Here is a 21,932-nt window from a genome sequence, read left to right as displayed (position 1 = left end):
GGCCCTCCCGGGAGCCGGTAGGAGGAGCAGATCAGTCCGTGTCTTCACCCTGCCCGAATGAGCGGGTTGGGCTTCCTCCGCGAGGGCGGGTCGTGGGCAGGTTCTCACCCGTCACGGCGTAGTAGACCCGCTCGGCCACATTGGTGGCATGATCGCCAATACGCTCCAGATTCTTGGCAATGAAGAGAAGCTCCGTACAGGCACGAATGTTCCGGGCATCCTCGATCATGTAGGTGACCAGCTCACGAAACACGGTCACATAATGCTCGTCCACGCCCCGATCGGCGTGCCAGACCTCCATCGCCTGGTTGGCATCGTGCGCAATGACGGCATCCACCGTCCGGCCCAGATTCTCCTTCACCAGACGCCCCATACTCCGCAGGCCGGACAGGGAAATCTGCCCGTCACCGGATGCCGCCTTGATGGCCTTGCGGGCAATGGAGGCGGCATAGTCACCAATACGCTCCAGGTCCCCCGTAATCTTCAGGGCTGCGACGATCTCCCGCAGGTCCGCCCCCATCGGGCTGCGCAGGGCCAGCAGACGGATGACCAGACTCTCGACCTCCCGCTCCAGCTCGTCCACCTCCGGGTCCAGCCTCGTGGCCTCTTCAGCGGCAGACTCGTCATGGTCGGAAATGGCACGAAGGGCAAGCCCCACCTGCTCCTCCACGATACGACCAATCTTCACCATCATGGCCCGGAGCTGTTCCAGCTCCTGCTCAAAACTCGAGACGATATGAGAACGCTCGTGTGGCATGATCTCTCTCCCCTTCCCGCTTATCCGAACCGGCCGGTAATGTAGTCCTGTGTCTGCTTCTCACGAGGGTTGGTGAAGATACGGTCTGCCGTATCCACCTCCACCAGCCTGCCGAGATAGAAGAAAGCGACACGGTCGGCACAACGTGCAGCCTGCTGCATGTTATGCGTCACGATCGCAATGGTGAACTCTTCTTTCAGCTCATCCAGCAACTCTTCAATCCGGGCTGTGGAGATCGGGTCCAGAGCGGAGGTCGGCTCATCCAGCAGAAGAACCTCCGGCCTGGTCGCAATACTGCGGGCAATGCAGAGACGCTGCTGCTGCCCGCCGGAAAGCCCGGTCGCCGGGGCATTCAGCCGGTCCCGCACCTCGTTCCAGAGGGCGACACGGGTCAGCACGTCCTGCACCCGCTCGTCCATCTCCGTACGGTTCAGCTTCTCATGCAGGCGCACGCCAAAAGCGATGTTGTCATAAATGGACATGGGAAACGGCGTCGGCTTCTGGAACACCATCCCGATGCGGGAGCGCAGCATGTCCAGATTGATGGAATCATCAAGGATGTTGCGTCCATCGAACATCACCTCACCCGTGGCCCGCTGGCCGGGGTAAAGGGCGTAAATCTTGTTGAAGACACGCAGCAGGGTGGACTTGCCGCACCCGCTGGGGCCGATCATGGCCGTCACGCAGCGGGCCGGGAAATCCAGCGAAATGCCATGCAGGGCATGGTGCGTCCCGTAATGGAAGTTCAGGTCCCGTACTGAAAGGGCGACATCCTGTACAGGTTCCCTGCCCGACAGGCTGGCAGATAACATCGAGGCAGAAGGCATGAAATTCTCTTCCCTTGATTTCAGTGACGGGATGAAAGCCGCACGGTGATGTTGATGAGCAGTACGCCGAACGTCACCAGCAGGGCACCCGTCCAGGCCAGCTGCACCCAGTCCTCATAAGAGGCACCGGCATACTGGTAGATGGCGATGGGCAGGCTGGCCATGGGCCGGGTCATGTCGGTGGACATGGTCTGATTGCCCAGCGATGTGAACAGCAGCGGAGCCGTCTCCCCCCCCATGCGGGCCAGGGCCAGCAGAATGCCGGTCGTCACGCCCTTGCGGGCCGAACGCAGGCAAAGGGACAGGATGACCCGCCAGCGGGCCGCTCCCAGGGCCGCTCCCGCCTCCCGCATGGACGTTGGTACCAGGCGGAGCATGTCCTCCGTTGTCCGCACGATGAGGGGCAGGGCCAGCACGGCCAGCGCCACAGCACCGGAGAACCCGGAAAAGTGACCGAATGGCACGACAAGAAGCTGATAGATGAACAGGCCGATCAGAATGGACGGGGCCGACATCAGCATGTCCGCCACAAACCGCACGGCGCTGGCGAAATGATTGCCCTTGCGCCCATATTCGGAGAGATAGATGCCGCACATCAGCCCGACCGGGGCCGCCATCAACAGGGCAAGACCCGTCTGCAAAAGGCTGCCCACGATGGCATTGGCCAACCCGCCACCAGAACCGGGAGGCCCCATCCTGTGCGTCAGTGTTGCCCATGAGAGACCTACCAGCCCACGGCTCAGCAGCGTCCAGAGGATGGAGACCAGAACCAGAAGCAGGACACTCCCCGCCACAATACTGACGCCTGTCGCCACATAATCCAGCATCTGCCGCCGCAGGGCCTTGCGCCCCGGACGCCATCGCCCCGACTCAGAACCGGCCCTGTCGGCCTCGCTGGAAGATGCCGGAGAGATCACAGGTTCCGTCATTGACGTTTCCCTCTGAGACAACGTGCCAGCGCCAGGCTGACACAGGAAAGGAGCATGAGGATGAAGCCCAGCGCCATGAGAGACGAGAGACGCAGGGAGCCTTCCGGGCTTTCCGGGAACTGGAGAGCAATCAGCGAGGCCACGGTGCTGCGTGGCGCAAACAGGGACCAGCCCACGGTCGTCACGTTACCGATAATGAAAGTCACGGCCATGGTCTCACCCAGTGCACGCCCCATGCCCAGCACAATCGCCCCGATCATGCCATTGCGGGACCAGGGCACGACAATCTTGCGCATCATCTCCCAGCGTGTTGCCCCCAGCCCGTAGGCACTTTCCCGCAGCATGGGGGGAACCGCCCCGAACACATCCACCATCACCGCCGTGATGAATGGAGCGATCATCACCGCCAATATGATACCGGCCGTCACAAGCCCCGTACCAACCGGAGGACCGGAGAGCATGGACCCCAGAACAGGCACATGCCGGAAATGATGGTTCAGGAAAGGCTGTACATCACGGGCAATGAACGGGACGATGGTCTGGAACCCCCACATGCCGAAAATGATGGAGGGCACGGCCGCCAGAAGCTGGATGGTCGTCCCGACGATGGAGGCAAACCGCCCCGAGGCGATGTAGGTCAGCCAGAAGGCCGTACCAAACGCCATGGGGACGGCAATCAGCATGGCAATGAGCGTGCTGACGAGTGTCCCCAGCAGAGGGGCCAGAACCCCGTATGTATCCTTGACGGGATTCCACGAGACTGTCGTGAAAAAGGAAAGGCCAAACCTTGTGAAAGCCTGCCAGCCGCCTGTGGCCATCAGCAGGATCAGCCCGCCAAGCATGGCCAGCACCAGCAGTGAGCAGAGCAGGAGCAACCCATGGAAAACGGCGTCGAACCCCGCTCTACGGTGTGATGAACGCAATACGGGCGTCATGCGCATGTATCCGAAGCCTTGACCGTTTCACCTTCAGAGGCCTGCCCTCATGATGAAGGATGCCTCGCCTTCGTGCATTACCGTCCCTGCCCGCAAAGAACAACCGTCAGAAAAAGCGATTGTCCCACTTTGATGGTGGAAGAACCCGCTTTTTTCTGTATTCCTCATTTCGGAATGAAAAATGCCATGTGTCTGGCACGGAAATATTTCACAATTATGAAACAGACATCTTTCACCAGACCTTGATTTCAGGAGAGGACAATGCCTGCACATCAGTTCCAGGGTTTTGTTGATACGGTGGACAGCCAGAACGGCATCATTGCAGGCTGGGCTGTCAACCTGCACGAGCCGTCCCGTGTTGTCCTGCTGCATGTCCTGGTGGATGGCCAGGAAGTCATGCAGGTTCTCTGCGACCTCAAACGGGAGGATGTCCGCCAGATCCTGCGTATTCCCAGCAACAAGCTGGGCTTCCGCTTCAGGCTCCCCCCGGAAGCCTGTGATGGCGCACAGCACGGCATCTCCATCCGCTTTGATGACCGCACCGCCCTTCTCTTCCCCGATGAGGACCAGCCCGACAGGGCGCATGAGACCCTCACCTTCTCACGCCCGCCCCAGACCGAATATCAGAGCTGCGTTGATGGCATGTTCGAAGGGCTACTGCGGGGCTGGGTCGTTTCCCGCAATCATCCGGGGGCTGACTGGTCCGGCCATGTTGTCGTGTCTGTCAGGGTGGATGGTGTGCCGGTCGGGACTGTCCGGGCCGACTGCTACCGGGGCGATGTTGTCGAGTTCCTGAAAAGCGCCCCCAACTGCGGATTCGAGCTGCCCATCCCCCAGCGCTATCATGATGGCCTTCCCCACGAGATCACCATTACCAGCCTGCCTGACGAAATCCCGCTTGTCGGCAGCCCGCTGGTCACGGCCCTGGCCGATGACCAGCTGACGGCAAAACTCGTACAGATTGAAAACAGCATCGCCGCCCTACACCAGCAGCTGACAGCCCTGCGCAACACCACACGCTCGCTGATTCCCCGCAAGCCGCTCAACCTCCAGCATTATGACCGCTGGGCAAAAAGCTATTACCCCCTCCTGCGGGAACAGACAGCCCTGCTGCGCAAGGCCCGTCCGCTGAAGGAAACACCTCTCGTCTCCGTCCTCTGCCCGACATGGCGGCCAGATGAGGCGGAGTTCCGCGCTGCTGTCGAATCCGTCCTGGACCAGACCTATGAAAACTGGGAGCTCATCCTTGTCGATGATGGTAGCCAGTGTGAACGGACCAGAGCGCTCCTCAGGGAATATGCCCGGAAAGACAGAAGAATCCGCACATTCTCACTGAAAGTGAACCGGGGCATTGCCGGGGCAACCAACAAGGCCATCAGCCACGCAAAGGGCGCCTACATTGCCTTCTTCGACCATGATGACCTGCTGGTGGATGTCGCCCTGGAGAACATGGTCCGGGCTGCGCTGGAGACCGGCGCCAGGCTGCTCTACTGCGACGAGGACAAGGTGGATGCTGGAGGGCACTTCCTCGAACCAAACCTGAAACCCGACTATGACTACCGCTACCTTCTGGGTTGCAACTATATCTGCCATCTCACCTTCATGGAGGCAGACACTGTCCGCCAGACCGGCCCACTGGACAGCCGCCATGACGGGGCACAGGACCATGATTTCCTCCTCCGTGCCGTGGAGATCATCCCGCGCGAGGCCATCCACCACGTACCGGAAATTCTGTACCACTGGCGCAAGAGCCCCAACTCCACGTCCAGCAGTGTCAGCAACAAGGGCAATGCCATCCGGGCCGGTGAAGCCTGTATCACCGAGCATCTGAAACGCCGTGGCATCAAGGCGACCGTTTCTTCCGTGGAGCATCTCAGCCTCTATTCCATTCGCTGGCCGTTCCGGAAGCAGCCTGCCGTCAGCATCATCATCCCCTTCCGGGACCAGCTGGACATGACACGGCGCTGTGTTGAATCCCTCCTGGACACCCAGACCTACAGTGCCTTCGACATCATCCTTGTGAACAATTTCTCTACACACAGGGAAACGCTGGCATGGCTGGACGGAATACGGAACCATGACCGGATCAGCATCCTGCATGTAGAAGAAGCGTTCAACTACGCCCGGCTCAACAATCTGGCAGCCAGACACAGCAACAGCGACCTGCTGCTTTTCCTCAATAATGACGTCATCGTCACCCAGCCGGATTTCCTCAAACGGATGGTGCAGGAAACACAGGCCGCACCGGATGTTGGCGCCGTCGGGGCCCGGCTCCTCTACCCCAATGGCACCATCCAGCATGCTGGTGTGGCTGTCGGGCCAGACATCATCGGGGTCCATGTCCATCGTCTCCAGCCGGCGAAAGCTTTCGGCTACATCGGGCGCCTGTGTATCAGCCACGAGGTGACGGCCATCACCGGGGCTGCCATGCTGGTCTCCCACCCGCTCTTTGATGCCATGGGGGGATTTGATGAAGTCGGCCTGACCGTTGCCTACAATGATGTCGATCTCTGCCTGAAAATCCGCGACAACGGGTACCGCATCCTCTTCTGCGCCGAGGCGGAAGCCGTCCATCATGAGAGCTTCTCCCGGGGGAGTGACGACCGCCCGGAACATGAGGCCCGTTTTTTCAACGAAAAACAGATCATGCTGGAACGATGGAAAGACAATCCGCTCTTTAAAAATGATCCGGCATACCCACATTATTTCCGGCAGGACCTGAGGACCTTCTTTGACCTCCGCAACCCAGAGGATTTATGGTCCTGAGGGTGACGAGGCCCGGAGGAGTCCCTCCCGGTTGGTTTCTGAAAAAGTTTTCTCCCCTCCAGTGAAGGACGGGAGAACACGAAGGAGCACTATGATGAGCAAGATCAATCATTATCACACCAGCAACAACACACCGGACAACACGAAGGCTGTTTCCATCGAGACACTGAATGCTCGTCTGGCTGACCTGATCGACCTGGCACTGGTGACCAAGCAGGCCCACTGGAACCTCAAGGGTGTCAACTTCATCGGCGTACACGAGATGCTGGACGGCTTCCGCAGCGGGCTGGATGGCTTTGTCGATACCGCCGCAGAGCGTGCCGTCCAGCTGGGTGGCGTGGCTCTCGGTACCGTGCAGACAGTGCAGAAGAACACCAACTGCGCTCCGTACCCCACGGACATCTACACCGTGCATGACCACGTAAAGGCTCTGGCAGAGCGTTATGGCGTCGTGGCCAACAAGGTCCGTGAAGCCATCAAGGTGACGGCCGAAGCTGGCGATGAAGATACATCCGACATCTTCACCGAGATCTCCCGCGGGCTGGACAAGAACCTCTGGTTCCTCGAGGCTCACCTCCAGGCTGAAGCAGGCCCCCGCTAAGGGTTTGGGCCACACCGGGGCCTTCGGGCTTCGTGCTGACCGGGAAAAGGCATGTCTCCCACAGGGGCATGCCTTTTTCTTTGCCCGACACCCGCATCCCTTTCAGGCATGAAAAAAGGGTGGCCACAGCCACCCTTTCCCGATCTCCGCACCATATCTGCCCTCAGAGGGACAGAGCCAGATGAAGCCGTGCGAAATAGAAAGGATCTTCCTTCAAAACATCCTTGACAGCACGACCATCCGGCAGGACGTCGTTTCCGGCCCCCAGATCATCCGGCATGTAATCGGCACGCCAGTCCTTGATGTTGGCATCTGCAGGCAAGGGCTGCAGGACAGGCTGGTCCGGTTCGGACACGGCCTCCGGCTCGGCCTCCACAACAGGTTCAGGCACGGCAGGCGGAACTCTCTCAGGCTTCAGGCTATTCATGATCGCCCTGAAATCCTCTTCCCCCAGAGGCCCCGGTATGCCCCCCCGCTCCCGCTGCACGATCCAGCCCTCGGTCACGCTCTTCAGCATGGCTTTCTCTGCCGGATTCTCCTCAGCCCCAGCCTGCCCGGCCCACCAGCTCCGCCAGGCAGCATCTTCCAGCTGGGCAAAGTCCTCTTCCGTCAGCCGCTGCGGCGCAGAAGACGGGGATTTCTTGACAATCCAGCCAGCCACCAATGCCTGAAAGGCAGCCCTGTCCATCTCCGGCATGTTCATATTCCCTCACGACCTGTCATTCTGCCTATCAAGGCCTCATACTGGGCAAGATACTGCCTTACATCCAGCACATTTTCTGCATGGCGCCGTACATTATGAGCCAGCGTCTCGGCAAGTGTCCTGTTTTCCAGAAGGTGCAGGACAGCATCACCGATGGCATCCGGTTGCAGGAAGGGAACCAGAAGAGCCGTCTCCCCGTGCGTCAGATATTCCCGCACCGGGGCCGTATCACTGGCCACAAGCGGACAGCCCACGGCCATGGCCTCCCTGAGCGACCATGACAGGACAAAAGGGTAGGTCAGATAGATGTGGGCATCCGAACGCTGCAGAACCCGGACCATCTGCTCCCTCTCCAGCCAGCCGACAAAATGGATGCGGGAAAGATCAAGTTTGCCCTCAAGCTCCCTCAGCATGGTCTGCCGCCAGGTGCCGCCACCCGCCGGGGGAAGACCATAGCTGACATCCTCCTGCCCCATCAGAATGACCCGGCAGTCCGGCCGAGCCTTCATCAGGGCGGGAAGAGAGCGCATGAAGCTGTGGAACCCCCGGTATGGTTCCAGATTCCTGGCAGCATAGGTCACCAGCGTCTCATAAGGGGCAACGCTGATGCTTCCCAGCCGGAATGGCTTCTGCCGCAACGAAGGGTCAGGCCGATACTGGGTGAGGTCAACCCCCTCATCCAGCAGGGTGATCTTCTCCTGCGCCCAGGCCGGATACGTTCCCAGCTGGAAACGGGTCGGTGTCTGCCCCTCCCCCGGCCCGGCCAGTGCCTGAAGATTGATGGCATTCTTGCAGCGGATCAGAAGGCCCGCTTCCTGCGGCATGGGGAACTCCGGGTCAAACCCTATGTCCCGGTCTTCCAGACCATAATAGAACTCGAAATAACCCAGCACGGGCACACCGGGAAAGACTGAATCGATATTCAGCAGCTCCCCCCAACCATGATGCCCAATGATAATATCTGGCCGGAACCCAAGATCCCGCAGCGACCGGGCCACTGTCGCAATGGCCTCAGACCGATGGATGGCGTGGTCCATCTCCCGGACGAACGGATGCGCCCCATCCTGCCTCACCTCCGGCGGACGATAGAGCACCCGGCGGACACCGGGAATATCCGGCCCCTTGCCCGCCGTGATGAACACAACGTCATGCTCCGGCCTGCGGGCCAGATGAGCCACCATATGGGCATATTGCGCTGGGAAGCTCTGATGAACAAAAAGAAAACGCACCACTTCCCCCGGCCTGATCATGCCCCTGACGCCCTGTCAGGGCCGTTGCCTGCAACCCCCTTCTACGGCCTTATTTGCGCTTGCCAGAAGCCGCCGCAGCCTAGTTTTTCCCCTGCCCCTTCACCGGGACAAACTCAAGCTGGAACCCTTCCAGCGGGGCCAGACTCTCAGCCTGAAGAGCCTCCGCTCCCCCCTCGATGGGCCCCACCTTCGTGCCATCCGTAAAGCTGGCCGCCAGCCTGACCGTCCATTTATGGGCAGCCTCACCCTTCAGGCGGACCCGCAGCCCCAGAATCGGCAGGGACATCCCCCGTGAACCACAGAACTGCCCTCCCTCGGACCAGGGAGACAACCAACCACGCCCCAGAACGGCCTGATATTCAATATCCTTGGCCCGGACAGGCCCCTCGGGACGAACGGCGAAACCCTCGATCCAGCGTTTGCTGTCGACCTGTCCGATCCATTCACCAAGAGCACCGCCCACATCACCACGACGCTGGATATGGGCCACAACATCCCGGGTTGCTCCACCAACAGCACCAGAGACGGAAGCCTTGCTGCCACCAACCCGGTTCCCTTCCGCCATGGCGCCCGCAGCCGGGTCCGCCGGTACCCCACTGATAAGGCTGATCACCTGAAGGCGGGGCGTTTCACTTCCTGCCTGACCATCCTGATAGGTCGTCACCATCACACCGGCAGGACCACGCCTCACCCTTACCAGTGCAGCGCTGTTGGCAGCTCCCATCCAGCCATCGGCAGCAAACGTGACAACCTCGACAGCATCCTCCGGCACACCCGGTGCCCGGGATATCCGCACACCCGGCAGTCCGCTCGGCCCAGCTTCCACCTGGCCCGGGGCGTGAAACACACAAAAAACGCCGGCGTCCAGCGTCATCACGTGGGCTCCCGCCTTCAGGTCCACAACACGATGACGAGGCTGTTCTGTGTCCGTCTCTGGCATGCTATCTCCAATGATCATCTTCCATGCGTCAAGCGCGAGGCGCCCACATTGCACAGAACATCTTAAAACGTCCCTGTAATCATAACTGATTTGATAATATTCTGCAAAATGTCATCGTCATATATGGGCACGGTTCACTCCTGGCGACATTTTTCCCGCAGGAAAACACCAGCCAGCCGTTCCACCGGAAGCCCCAGCGGCAGAACCTGTCCCCAGGCTGGCCCCGCCTGCCTGAGACGTTCCGCAGAAGCACCGATATCAAAGCCCACGACCGGCAGCCGGGCCTTCCACAACCAGCCCAGCGCATAGCACCATGTCTCGGGGGCAATGGATGTCACGAAACCAACATCCGCCTTCACATCCTCTATCAGGGGCAGAACATCCCTGTCCTCATAAGAGCCAGTCACCCTGATGCCCGCCGCAAGGCTGGCCGTGTCATCATGTGTACTTCCAACAACTATGAGTTGCAGAGGAAGCCCTTCCCTCTGGATGTGCTGCCCCAGCGCCAGAAGCACATCATGACCTTTCCAGCGGCTGATTCCCCCCAGAACCAGTATTTTCAGAGGCCGCTCCGGCGTTGGGAGGCGCTCACTGCGCAACAGGGGGCCTGATGCCCTGATCTGCCAGTCATCTTCCAGCGGCTCGATGCTGATATCCCCAAGGCCGGGCATGTGCCGCCTCAACCGAGAGGCCGCATCCATGGACGGGGCCACGATCCTGCGGGCCTGACGCAGCTCCCTGTCCGAGCGGGCCAGAAAAGCAGGCAGTGTCAGCCCATCATCCGCCAGCACGCTGCCCCGCCCCAGACATTCCATGCAGCCCGCCATGGAGGGTTCCCCGCAATAGCGGCCATGCCTGTCCAGCAGTGCGATGCGGGGACAGAACCAGACATGGTCATGCACATGGACATCATACGGCACGCCCAACTGCTGCGGCAGGTCACGCAGACCCGGCTCATGGCCCAGCATATGGTGCCACACAACAAGACGGACGCCGAGCTGGCGCAGAAAAGCCAGCAGCACGGGCTGTTCTGCTGGCAGGGTGAACACCAGATTGGGGGCCTCCAGCCCTTCCACGGGGCTGACCACCCGGCAGCCTGTTTCCGTGGGCTCCAGAATGATGGGCAGAAGCCCCGCCTGCCCCAGCAGGGCCGCCTGCTCTCTCACAGCACGGGCCACCCCTCCGCCCCCACGATGCTGGAACAGGGCCACCGCTCCGACAAAACGCTCCCTGTGCTGGCGCAGCCGCCGCCCGTCCAGCAGCCGGCGGTAATCCCGCAACGGATTCACCTTCTTCCACCGCTGTATGGCCGCATCATAGCCGGGATACAGGCGATTCAGTATGTCCAGATTGCGACGCAGGAGAGGCACTGCCTCCTGCCCGAAAGACCCATGCCCATGGTGCAGGACATAGACATCCACAGCGGCCAGATGGCGGAAGCCAGCCTCGCTAGCCCGGAGGCAGAAATCATTCTCCTCAGCATAACCCTGGGCAAAATAAGCCCCTCTCAGTTGCCCCACCTCGGCCAGACAGGCTGCCGCAATCCCCATGCAGAACCCGTTGGCCGTCGGCAGCTCCACCACCGGCCGGACACTTCCCGCCTGTTCCTGCAAAAGCCTGTCCATGGCGGCCAAGGCTGCGGGATCAGGCGCCGGGTTGTCACGCTCATGCGACGGATAGGATGTCAGCCCCCCCGCATTGGAGAAAGGCGTGACCGTCCCTGCCCGCTCAAGACGCAACCAGTGGCACAGGCGCTCCACCCAATTGCCAGAAACGAGCGTATCACTATTGAGCAGAATGACATCCCACCCAGCTGGCACAAGGGCCATTCCAGCATTGATGCTGCTGACAAACCCCTGGTTCGTCATCTGCCGGTGCAGGATGATACGGCCCGCTGCCGCCAGCCTGTCCAGATGATCCCGAATCCCGGCATCCGGGGACGCATCATCCACGATGATGAGGCGACAGGAGTCCGGCATGGTGGCCAGAACGGAGGCCAGACAGGCCCGCACCTCGGCCTCCCCCCGATAGACCGGCACAATGATGGCACAGCCTGTCCCCACAGCGTCTTTCCGCCTGTCGGCCCCGCTGCGCTTCCGGACCATGCGGCACCCCGATTTCGTCCAGCCCTTCCTCCTGTTTCCCCCCTCTTCTGGCGTACGCATCAGCTGTACCAGAGCGGGATCAAGCGGAGCGCCCTTCAGCAGGCGGTCATACTGATCCTGAAAACCGGTCGGGTGGTGCAGCAGGCGGGGCCAGTCCGCATAAGGCAGGTAAAAACCCCGGGGGCGTTGCAGCAGGGCTGTACTGCTGAAGGCTTCCGCAGGACGGTCCACCCGTAGCGGATCCTCATGCCCCTCCACCCACAACCATGGCAGAAAGTCCGGCTCACCAGGATACCACAACCAGCCCCGGACACCCTCCGCCTCCGCCATGACCAGCGACTGGCAACGTATCAGGGCCTGTATGTCGATCGGGCTCCCCAATACCGGCCGGTCATGACACAACACGACAAGCTGCTGACCCCGCCACCATGGTCCGGCCTCCTCCGGCACCAGCCGGGCCAGATCATGCACACCGGCTGTCACTGTTCCCAAACGTCGGCCATCCAGCACAAGGTCCACCGGGCCAACTGCACGCAGCCGCAGAGCCCCCGCATTGGACAGTACGGCCCAGCCCGGCACCCCGAGAGGAAAAGACAGGCTGTCCGCCAGGGCATGATGCTCCACCGTCAGACTGTTCCGGGACAGGACCTGCCCCATGATGCGGGCCGCTGGCCCGGTGGCCCCGCATCGCAGATACCCTCCTGCCAGAGCCAGCCCGGCTTCCCGCAGCCCATACCGGGCCCACAGACGTTCCAGCCGCGGCAGGGCCTGCGGAATGGCACCACTCTCCAGCAGAGCCATGGCACAGGTAAAGCTGATATTGTCATCCCGCCCGGACAGCGCTTCGGCCCGCTTCAGCCAGAAGAGACCATCCTCCCGCCTGCCCTGGGTCAGGCAGGCCCGGCCTTCATCAAACGCAGTCTGGATGGCCTGCATATGCCGGGCTGTCCAACGGGCCTCATCCTGTACCCGGAGAAGACGACCATAACCCGGGATGAAGCTGGCCTGCATCTTCACCGGCTGATCCCGGTCTCCACTGCCGCCATGTCCATCAAGGCGGGGTCCTGCGAGGCCTCAGCAGAAGGGTCTGCCAGACTGTCCAGCAGGGTCTGTGCCTGTTCAATTCCCTGCCGTGCAGCCTGCCCCAGCCAATACCGGGCCTGCTCGCCATTCTCAGGCCCACCCAGCCCCCGGAGCAGGTAGCGCCCCAGCATCATCTGGGCCAGACCATGCCCCCGTTGTGCGGCTTCCTCGAAACATTCACGGGCCCGCTCCAGATCGACCGGCACATCGTGACCACCCCCATGCATGGCACCAAGGGAGAAATAGGCCTCTGGCAACCCGGCCTCGGCGGCTTTCTGGTACAGCTCCAGCGCCCTTGCATGGTCCCGGCTTCCGCCCACCTGCCCTGTCACGAGCAGCTGCGCCACACTGACACAGGCTTCCGGCATACCCTGGCGGGCGGCCTTGTCCATCCAGAGAAAACCATCTTCCCTGCTCTGTACCACGCCACGCCCTTCAAACAACATACGGCCATACCAGTACTGCGCATTGACGACACCTTCCCGTGCCAGACCCAGCCAGTAGAAGGCCTCCGTCTCATCTGCCGTGCCCCCTACACCCTGCGCAAGACAGACGCCCAGATTGAAGGCACCAAGCAGATTTCCACCTTCCGCCTGCTGCCTGAGACGCTGCTGGAGGCTGCGCTGTTCATCTTCCGGGCGGGTCACACCGGCCAGCACCAGATTGCCAAGGTCTGCATCGGCCATATGGTCCCCCAGCATGGCAGCATGGTTGAACCACTGGGCCGCTTTTCTCTCATCCCGTGGGACGCCGGTTCCTGTCAGATACAGCACGGCCAGCACACGGGCCGCAGGGGTATGATGCTGTTCAGCAGCAAGCTGATACCAGCGGGCGGCCTCCATCGGGCGCCGGAGCAGTTCTTCCCCCCGGATGTACAGGTCTCCCAGCAGGGCCGCTGCCTCGGCATCCCCGCCATAGGCTGCCCGGCGCAGCCAGCTTTCCCCCTGGATGACATTGACCTCTACCCCAACGCCTTTCAGGAGCATCAGCCCGTACCGGGCCTGGGCAGACGGAATGTTCTGCTCGGCGGCTTTCAGATAATGACTGGCAGACTTCCCGGCATCACGGGCCTGACCACTGGCACCATGCTCGTAAATCCACCCCATGGCAGCATTGGCCAGACCGATGCCACCCTCTGCGGCCCGCTGGAGAAGCTCCACAGCCTGCGCCCGCTGACTGTCATCCTCGGCCTCATCCAACAGGATGAGTCCCAACCCGAGTGCCCCCTGCAATGACCCGCCCCGCACAGCTTCGCCATACCAGTGACGTGCAGCCTGCCTGTCCTGCAGGTCATCAGGACCATGATTGAAAATATGCCCCAAAAGGGCCTGGGCCTCGACATGCCCGGCGGCGGCACTTTTTTCCGCCCATATGCGGGCCCGGGCAAAATCCGGCTTGTGGGCATCCATGGCATCCGTATCAAAACGCTCATAGAGACCACTGCCTGCGGGAACGGTCCTGGCCGGGTCAAATCCGTCCGGCACACCCATGGCGAACAGCGTGGCCAGCGTAAAACTGGCCTCGCCAAGACCAGCCTCCGCCGCAACAAACGTCCAGCGGGCACCTTCCTCCAACGAAGAAGGCGTCCCCTGACCGGACAGATAACACTGCCCAACCCTGTATGCCGCCTCTGGAACGCCCGCATTTGCAAGTTTTGCGAAGAGGGAAAAAGCCTGTGGCGTTTTCCCCTCTTCCAGCAACCGGGTTGCCCGGGCAAGCCTGCGAGCTTTGGTGTCAAAAATGGCAAGCCTGCGTGCCATGGCCATGAGCCAACCTCCGCCTTTAAGAGGGCTCTCTCATGCCCTCTGTTGCTGCGGGTACAACGCGACTGAACAGATATTTCAGGATCGTCCGCTTGCCGACATCAATATCGGCCGTCACTGGCATACCCGCACTGGGATGGAAGAAAGAAGGCTGACCATGAAGGGTATATTTGTCAATTCTTAGCCGGACACGATAGAAAATGACAGAATCACCCTGTTTCATCATGGCAGAAGGATCAATCCCGGCCCTGATGTTCCCCTCGACCATTTCAGGTGGCAGGAACGTATCGGCACTGATGATGCTGACCGTACCCTTCGCCCCGCCATACTGGACATAAGGGAAGCTGGCAAACTTGATGATGGCATGATGGCCCTGCCGTACGTAGGCGCTGTCCTGCGGGCTCATGAGAGCCTCCACCTCCAGCCCGCTGTCGGTCGGCTCCAGCGTCATCACCCGCAGGGTGGGTTCCACCGTCGCTCCGACAGAAATGGGGGCTATGGTCAGCACGACACCATCCTGTGGGGCCCGCAGATCGATTTCCTTCTGCTGGACACGCCCTTTGCGGTAGTCACTCCTCAGCTGATCCAGCCGCCGCTCGCCAACCACAAGCATTTCATAGATCTTCGTCTTCCATGACTGGATATAGCTTTCCCGCAGGGCCTTGAGGGCGCTCAGACGGTTTTCCGTAGCACCAGCCGTCTGCTGGGCAGAGATCAGCGCCCGCTCCGTATCCATCACGGCGTCCTGTGCCCCGAGGGTGGAAAGACGGGACCCCACGGCTTCTTTCTGTTCCCGTTCCCGCATGTCCAGCACGGCCTGCGTGACCTTCAGCTTGCTGGCATACATGGCCGCACTGGCCCTGGCCGCCTGAAGGTCGTTCTGCATTCCGGCGATGCGACGGTCAAAATCCGCAACGTGGGACTGATAATCCACCTTCATCTGCATGAAGACCTGCGCCTGCTGGATGGAGGCTGGCACGTTCATGTCTGCCTGATAGTCCCCATCGGAGGCCTGCGCCTTGAGCCGGGACACCTCCGCCTGAAGGGACTGCATCTGGGCGGAGAGATTCTCCATGTCCACATTGCTCAGTGTCGGATCCAGACGGGCCAGAACCTGACCTTTATGGACATATTCGCCAACCCGGGCATTGATCGATCTGACACGCCCCTGGGCCACAGGCTGTACCACCACGATGGGAGCGGTCGAGATGATCCGCCCCGTGACAGTCACGACCTTGTTGAGCGGGAACAGCGCCATGGCCGCCACGCTGGCCAGCACCAGCGACCCCACAAGCCACGTGATGTAGCGTGCCGAGGCCGTCATGGGCAGATTGACCATCCCCAGCGTAGGAGAATGGAATTCCAGCAGGGCTATAGGCATGTCCTCCGGGGCAAACGGATCATCCGCCTTGCGTGGCCCCTTGTGGTTGTCCTCATCCATGTTGGGGGCAGCCTGCTGCTCTGTCTCCTGTGCGGGGCCAGACCCGGTATGCCTGCTCTCGCTCATCATTCCTGCCCTCCTGAAGACGGACCATCACCTGCCTGTGCATCCTGCGAAAGATGCCGGTTCTGCTGGAGCCACAAGGTACGGTACACGTCGCAGCGTTCCAGCAGGACCTCATGCGGAGCAATATCAATGGCCCGCCCCTGATCCATCACGGCAATCTGGTCACAATCCACCAGCGAGGACAGACGGTGCGACACGATCACCATGGTCCGCCCCTTGGCCAGATTCTTCAGGTTGGCATTGACGAGGGCCTCGGATTCCGGGTCCAGCGCAGATGTTGCCTCATCAAGAATCATGAGTTTGGGGTCGGAGATCACGGCACGGGCAATGGCCAGACGCTGCCGCTGGCCACCGGAAATGTTGGTCGATCCTTCCTCGATCCACGTCTCATACCCAGCGGGCATACGCTCGATGAATTCCTCCGCACCAGCCAGACGGGCCGCCCGGATCACATCATCCAGTGTCAGACCCGGGCGCCCGGCGGTGATGTTGTCATGAATGGTGCCCCGGAAGAGGAAGTTGTCCTGAAGGACCACACCAAAAGACCGCCGCAGGTAATGGAGGTTGATCTCACGCAGGTCGACACCATCAAGACGCAGGTAACCCTGATATTCCCGGCTGACCCCCTGAAGAAGACGGGTGATGGTTGATTTACCAGACCCGGAACGCCCGACAAGGCCGAGCATGGTCCCGGCAGGAACCTCGAACGTCACGTTCGACAAGGCCCTGGTCGAAGCTCCGGGATAGGTGAAATTGATGTTGCTGAAGCTCAGCGCTCCCTTGATGGGCGGACGCATGCCGTGGGTCAGGGCATAGGTTTCCGTTGGCTGATTGAGCACCTCGCCAGCTTCCCCCAGAGACACGGTCACTTCATTGAGGGACTCCATGATCTTGGCCAGACCGACCAGCGGCGAAGCCACACGGCCACCCAGCATCATGAAGGCCATGAGCGCACCGCCCTGCATGGTGTTGGCGTCCGTCAGCACCAGATAGGCACCAACCAGGATGATCCCCCGGTTGATGAACATGTTGAGCGGCTGCACCATCGTGCTGACCCAGTTGGCCAGACGCTGGGACGCCAGACGCCAGTGGATGACAACGGCCGTGCGATTGTCCCACGCTGCCCGCCGGGTATTTTCCAGCGCCAGGGTCTTGACGGTACGGATACCGGCCACGGTCTCATACAGTGTGGCTCCCCGCTGCATCTCCGCCCGGACCATCTTGCCCGCCACACGGCTGACCACAGGCAGCATGATGACCACGATCAGACCGATGGCCCCGGCAGCAACGAGTGTCAGCCAGGCCAGGGTGGAGCTCATGTAGAACAGCACCGGCATGACAACCATCAGCATGAACATGTCGAGCATGGTGTTCAGCACCTGCCCGGTCATGAAGTCACGTACCTTGAAGATGGAGTTGAAGCGCCCCAGCACCTCACCAGCCTGCTGGCGCTCATAGAACTCCAGCGGCAGGGCAAGAAGGCGGTTGAAGGCATGGAGGGAGATACGGGCATCCAGCCGGGTACTGACCACCAGTGTCAATTCCTGCCGGGCGTAAGTCAGCAGCACTTCGTACAGGCTTAGAATGACGACAAAACCCGTCAGGGAGACCAGGGTCGCCATGGAGTGATAGTTGATGACCCGGTCCACCACCTGCATGACGATCATGGCCGGGAACAGTCCCAGAACGCTCAGCACCATGGAGGAGAAGACGATGTCCCGCAGGCCCTTCTTCTCCCGCATGACCATTTTGGCGAACCAGTAGAAGTCGAAATTGGCGTCCGCCTCGGATTCATCGCTGCGTTTCTTGATGAGGACGACATCACCCGTCCAGAGCTGCATCAGCCTCAGCTCATCAATCGGAACAGGTGGCTCTCCCTCGCCCTTGAGGGGGTCCCGCAGCCAGACAATACCCTTCTCAGGGTCCGTACGGACCAGCAGGCCAGCAGACCCATCCCTGAATAGAAGCACGACAGGCGGCGTGAAGCCCAGCTTTACGAGATACCGCCACCGCAGGCGCATCCCCTTGGCCACAGCCCCAAAATCCCTGAGCCAACGGACAAGGGTTGCAGGCGACGGAGACGACTCCCCAGGCTCTGCGGCAAAGTCGTGTATATCCAGCTCGATACCATGATACCGCGCCGCTGCCATGACGGCCCGCAGACGAATATAGACCGGGCTCACACGCTGTGGCCTGGCATTGCCATGGTCTGGCCCATGGGTATTGGACTTGTGGCCTCCAGCTTCCTGCCCGGAAGACTGTTCGCCAGTTGGAGGCTGGTTCTCCACAGAATATCCTTACCTTGTCTCTTCACCCGCATCAGGCGTTCTGCTGCCTGATACCCCACTCACATCATGCCAGACGGAAATCTATAGGCAGTTACAGGCCACAAGCAAGGGCACAATATGATTTGCTGTTACTTTTTGCTCATCTTGTGGTGCCTCCCTCTCTCCCCTTCCATTCTCCCAGCCAGCTCCCCATCTGGAAGGCACTGAACGGGGCCACCATGGCCTCCCTCTTGCCCAACAGCAGAAGGCCCCTCCATGCTGACACCTCCGCACCAGGCGGCATCCCTGCCGGATTTCTTTTACCGCCCCCTCACCCTGCCTGTTGCCACAGCCCCCCGCCTCGTTGCCCTGAATACGGACCTGGCACAACAGCTCGGCCTTGATGTGGACTGGCTGCACTCTGCCGAAGGGCTGGCCTTTCTCTCCCGCGGGCTGCTGCCAGGCCGGGATGACACGTCACCAGGGCCTGTGGCGATGGCCTATGCCGGACACCAGTTCGGCCAGTTCGTTCCCTCTCTGGGTGATGGCCGGGCCGCCCTCATTGCCGACTGCCAGATGGAAGATGGCTGTCTGGTGGAGCTCCAGATAAAAGGAACAGGCCCGACACCCTTCTCCCGCAGCGGTGATGGCCAGAACACGCTGGGGCCCGCCTTGCGGGAATATCTGGTGAGTGAAGCCATGCATGCTCTCGGGATTCCTACCACAAGAGCACTGGCCGTATTGACGACCGGTGACATGGTAGACCGGAGCGAGGGCCCCGTGCCCGGTGCCCAGATCGTACGGGTGGCCCGCAGCCATGTCCGGGTCGGCAGTTTTCAATATGCTGCGGCGCATGGCGGGCTGGAGCATGTCCGCCAGCTGGCGGATTTCACCATCCAGCGCCTGTTCCCCGACCTCGCTGCGGAAGGGCCGGGCCGTTATCTGGCGCTGCTGAAAACCACCATAAAACAGCAGGCCCAGCTTGTGGCACGATGGATGGAGGCCGGCTTCATCCACGGTGTCATGAACACTGACAACTGCGCCCTCTCCGGGGAAACGCTGGATTATGGCCCCTGCGCCTTCATGGACCGGTTCGACCCCATGAAACGCTTCAGCTTCATCGACAGGGATGGCCGCTATGCCTATGGCCGGCAGCCCGCCCTGGCCCTGTGGAATCTCAGCCGTCTGGCAGAATGTCTGTTTCCACTCTTTGATGACGATGAGGACAGGGCCATCGACCAGGCGCAGGAAGCCCTGCATGATTATGACGGGCTGTTCCACCATCACTGGCTGGCAGGTTTCCGGCGCAAGCTGGGACTGGAAACACGGGATGACCATGACATCCGCCTGCTGGAGCATGTTCTGGAAACCATGCATACCGGGCAGGCCGATTTTACGAACACCTTCCGCATGATGGGCTCCCCGGAAGTCGCCATCGACGGGGATTATTCAGCCCTGCGGGACCTGTTCCCCGGCAACAGGGGCCATTTCGACCTGTGCCGGACAGAAATCCTTCATCGCCTGACGCTGGAAACGCGCCCGCCAGAACTCCGCCAGAAAACCATGCAGGGCACGAACCCCCGCATCATCCCCCGCAACCATCAGGTTGAAGCGGCACTGTCACAGGCCATGACGGGCGATTACCGGCTGTTCCACAAACTTCATGAAGCCCTGAAGACCCCTTTTGCCGAGGCCGATGACGGGCTGGATGCTGCCCCCCGGCCAGAGGAGGAAGTCCACCACACATTCTGCGGGACATGACACTCCCCGCCACTGTCAGGCGGGGAAAGCTCTTTTCACTGCGTCAGGCTGCGGACACGCTGAAGGGCCTGATCCAGCCCTTTCGTCGAGAAAAAGAGCTTCATCGGCTTGCCGGAAAACGTCATGGCCGTGAAAACGGCCTTCGGCTCTTTCAGCAGGCTGGCCCATTGCTGGTCATCAAAGCTCAGGGGAACAAGGCACCCTGTCGGCAGGCAGGTGGAAAAGGAATAGACATCCCCTACAGGCTGGGAGGCGTTGGTCAGTGTCAGGCCACGAACCAGGTCCAGCCCGAAGGGCACCGTAGCCACACCACGCACCTGCGTTCCGTCAGTCTCAAGACGGATGCTCATGACCCGCCTGTGGGACCGGGGCTCCAGCGCCTGCTGCTGCATGGCGCACTGAACATGACCATCCCCCCCTGCCCCATCATCAGGTGCCAGGCAGGCCACATCCCAGTCCTGATAACGCTCCCGCAGGGAGCTGGCCCCGTTGGGCAGGCTGGACGCCGCATAGGCGGACACCCCCGACAGAAGCACACAGCCCCAGAGCCCCCCCAACAGTCGCACCGCCACACCACCTTTTGCCATGGTCTTTTTTCCGTCCCGAGCCATTTCAGTCGTCCGGCCTTATAGACCATAGGACCCTGCTGGTCACCAGCCTGTCAGTTGCTTTCCCACCAATGCCGCTGCGCCATCCGGGCGGCCGTGCCCACATCCGCCTTCAGTTTGGCATCGCCCTGCGAGGTCTGGATCACACGGTCCGTCTCGGCCTGTTTCCGGGCGAGATCGGCCTTGATGACGTCATCCTCCCGGCTGGCCCTGGTCTCCAGCATCTTCAGCTTGAGCTGCTCTTCCTTCAGCTCAAGCTCACGGCTGGCCTCCTTGTAACGCCGGTCATCCTGCCATTCCGCATCACTGCGGGAATTGCGGGCAGCCGCAATGCGGGCGGCACTGTCCGCTGCCTGCCGCCGCAACCTTTCCTGCCTCTGCTGCGTCGCCCGGGCAGCCTGCTGCTGGGCGGCCTCCAACGCCAGACGGCGCTGGTCCTGACTGTCCTGGATGCGCCCAAGTGTCTCGAGCTGAGCAGGGTCTGTCGCCTGTGCAAGGGCGGCACCCCCCATCTCCCAGGGAGCTGCCAGAACCAGAGCCAGCAACATACGATTCCATCCACCTGAACGCATCATTCCATCCTCCTCCGGGAAAGACTCTGCCTCAACGCTTCGGGCAGGCCGCATTGGGCTGGACACGGGTCCCATTCTCACCCGTTGACACCAGCAGTGCCGTACCGGGCCGGTACTCGCAAGTCCGGCCCACCTGTGTGGAGAGCAGGACATCCCCGCCAGCCCGGTCCTGGTAAGCAATCGTCACACCATCAACAAGCGTATGACCACCCACAGCCTGCCCACCCACAAGGGATCCCCCCAGGGCACCACCGGCACCAGCAGCCAGACCACCGCCCCAGCCAGCATGACCAGCACCAACGGCCAGACCACTGCCAAGAGCTGCCCCCAGAATGCCACCGACAATCTTCGCCGTATCGCGGTTACGGGAATTGTCCACGTTCACACGGGCAGCAGACACGGAAATGATCTGCACGGCACGGCCCCGCTGCACGGTATTGACCTGGGACTGGTCATAGACATCCGGCCGTGACTCCTGTCCCGGCGTCACACAGGCACCCAGAGCCAGAAAAGGTACGATCATGACAGCCATCAGGCCACGGGTTTTCAACATGGTCT

Annotated in this window: 17 protein-coding genes; 3 read left to right on the top strand and 14 right to left on the bottom strand. The window is 61.1% G+C overall.

Annotation, left to right across the window (positions count from 1 at the left end):
- Positions 1-31: 31 nt before the first annotated feature.
- The 4 genes from phoU to pstC are packed head-to-tail and all read right to left on the bottom strand — an operon-like array spanning position 32 to position 3,454.
- On the bottom strand, positions 32-757 hold the full coding sequence (gene phoU, locus J8Z04_RS09145; RefSeq protein WP_192848775.1) for a phosphate signaling complex protein PhoU: 726 nt from the start codon (positions 755-757) through the stop codon (positions 32-34).
- 20 nt (positions 758-777) lie between these two features.
- On the bottom strand, positions 778-1,584 hold the full coding sequence (gene pstB / locus J8Z04_RS09140; protein WP_227431532.1) for a phosphate ABC transporter ATP-binding protein PstB: 807 nt from the start codon (positions 1,582-1,584) through the stop codon (positions 778-780).
- A gap of 20 nt (positions 1,585-1,604) precedes the next feature.
- Positions 1,605-2,513 carry a phosphate ABC transporter permease PstA gene (gene pstA / locus J8Z04_RS09135; protein WP_192848774.1) on the bottom strand — a complete coding sequence of 303 codons (909 nt, stop codon included), beginning with the start codon at positions 2,511-2,513 and terminating at the stop codon, positions 1,605-1,607.
- Positions 2,510-3,454 carry a phosphate ABC transporter permease subunit PstC gene (gene pstC, locus J8Z04_RS09130; RefSeq protein WP_192848773.1) on the bottom strand — a complete coding sequence of 315 codons (945 nt, stop codon included), beginning with the start codon at positions 3,452-3,454 and terminating at the stop codon, positions 2,510-2,512. The genes pstA and pstC overlap by 4 nt, the downstream gene beginning before the upstream one ends.
- Positions 3,455-3,709: 255 nt before the next feature.
- Between pstC and J8Z04_RS09125 the strand changes: the two genes are divergently transcribed.
- Together J8Z04_RS09125 and dps are read left to right on the top strand one after the other, a co-directional pair.
- A complete protein-coding gene (locus J8Z04_RS09125; RefSeq protein WP_192848772.1) occupies positions 3,710-6,214 on the top strand; it encodes a glycosyltransferase family 2 protein in 2,505 nt (834 codons plus the stop codon).
- 94 nt (positions 6,215-6,308) lie between these two features.
- Positions 6,309-6,815 carry a DNA starvation/stationary phase protection protein Dps gene (gene dps / locus J8Z04_RS09120; RefSeq protein WP_043559660.1) on the top strand — a complete coding sequence of 169 codons (507 nt, stop codon included), beginning with the start codon at positions 6,309-6,311 and terminating at the stop codon, positions 6,813-6,815.
- Positions 6,816-6,978: 163 nt separating this feature from the next.
- Here the strand turns inward: dps and J8Z04_RS09115 are convergent, their stop codons facing one another.
- From J8Z04_RS09115 to J8Z04_RS09085, 7 genes are all read right to left on the bottom strand, one after another.
- A complete protein-coding gene (locus tag J8Z04_RS09115; protein ID WP_043559663.1) occupies positions 6,979-7,518 on the bottom strand; it encodes a hypothetical protein in 540 nt (179 codons plus the stop codon).
- Positions 7,515-8,768, bottom strand: coding sequence for a glycosyltransferase (locus J8Z04_RS09110; RefSeq protein ID WP_197981651.1), 1,254 nt, complete (start codon positions 8,766-8,768; stop codon positions 7,515-7,517). Before J8Z04_RS09110 ends, J8Z04_RS09115 begins: the two co-directional genes overlap by 4 nt.
- A 79-nt stretch (positions 8,769-8,847) precedes the next feature.
- A complete protein-coding gene (locus J8Z04_RS09105) occupies positions 8,848-9,708 on the bottom strand; it encodes a hypothetical protein (RefSeq protein WP_192848771.1) in 861 nt (286 codons plus the stop codon).
- Positions 9,709-9,842: 134 nt separating this feature from the next.
- Complete coding sequence (locus J8Z04_RS09100) at positions 9,843-12,824, bottom strand: glycosyltransferase (protein WP_232086434.1); 2,982 nt, start codon at positions 12,822-12,824, stop codon at positions 9,843-9,845.
- 2 nt (positions 12,825-12,826) lie between these two features.
- Entirely contained in the window at positions 12,827-14,656 is a 1,830-nt protein-coding gene (locus J8Z04_RS09095; protein WP_232086431.1) for a tetratricopeptide repeat protein, read from the bottom strand.
- Positions 14,657-14,678: 22 nt separating this feature from the next.
- Positions 14,679-16,169, bottom strand: a complete 1,491-nt coding sequence (locus J8Z04_RS09090; RefSeq protein ID WP_086442227.1) for an HlyD family type I secretion periplasmic adaptor subunit — start codon at positions 16,167-16,169, stop codon at positions 14,679-14,681.
- A complete protein-coding gene (locus J8Z04_RS09085) occupies positions 16,166-18,316 on the bottom strand; it encodes a peptidase domain-containing ABC transporter (RefSeq protein ID WP_154981322.1) in 2,151 nt (716 codons plus the stop codon). Before J8Z04_RS09085 ends, J8Z04_RS09090 begins: the two co-directional genes overlap by 4 nt.
- Positions 18,317-18,709: 393 nt before the next feature.
- Here J8Z04_RS09085 and J8Z04_RS09080 point away from each other — a divergent pair, with 393 nt between their 5' ends.
- Complete coding sequence (locus tag J8Z04_RS09080; RefSeq protein WP_081562580.1) at positions 18,710-20,194, top strand: protein adenylyltransferase SelO; 1,485 nt, start codon at positions 18,710-18,712, stop codon at positions 20,192-20,194.
- A 35-nt stretch (positions 20,195-20,229) separates the two neighbouring features.
- On the opposite strand, the gene J8Z04_RS09075 is transcribed toward J8Z04_RS09080, so the two are convergent.
- From J8Z04_RS09075 to J8Z04_RS09065, 3 genes are all read right to left on the bottom strand, one after another.
- A complete protein-coding gene (locus tag J8Z04_RS09075) occupies positions 20,230-20,781 on the bottom strand; it encodes an invasion associated locus B family protein (protein WP_166651599.1) in 552 nt (183 codons plus the stop codon).
- Between the two features lie 74 nt (positions 20,782-20,855).
- Entirely contained in the window at positions 20,856-21,377 is a 522-nt protein-coding gene (locus tag J8Z04_RS09070) for a DUF5384 family protein (RefSeq protein ID WP_152332660.1), read from the bottom strand.
- A gap of 28 nt (positions 21,378-21,405) precedes the next feature.
- Entirely contained in the window at positions 21,406-21,927 is a 522-nt protein-coding gene (locus J8Z04_RS09065) for a hypothetical protein (RefSeq protein WP_043559746.1), read from the bottom strand.
- Positions 21,928-21,932 lie beyond the last annotated feature (5 nt).

The organism is Bombella apis, from assembly GCF_018221685.1.
In the GTDB taxonomy this organism is placed as follows: domain Bacteria; phylum Pseudomonadota; class Alphaproteobacteria; order Acetobacterales; family Acetobacteraceae; genus Bombella; species Bombella apis.
Note: the sequence above shows the minus strand (reverse complement) of the source record. Positions and strands in the feature narration are given on the sequence as shown.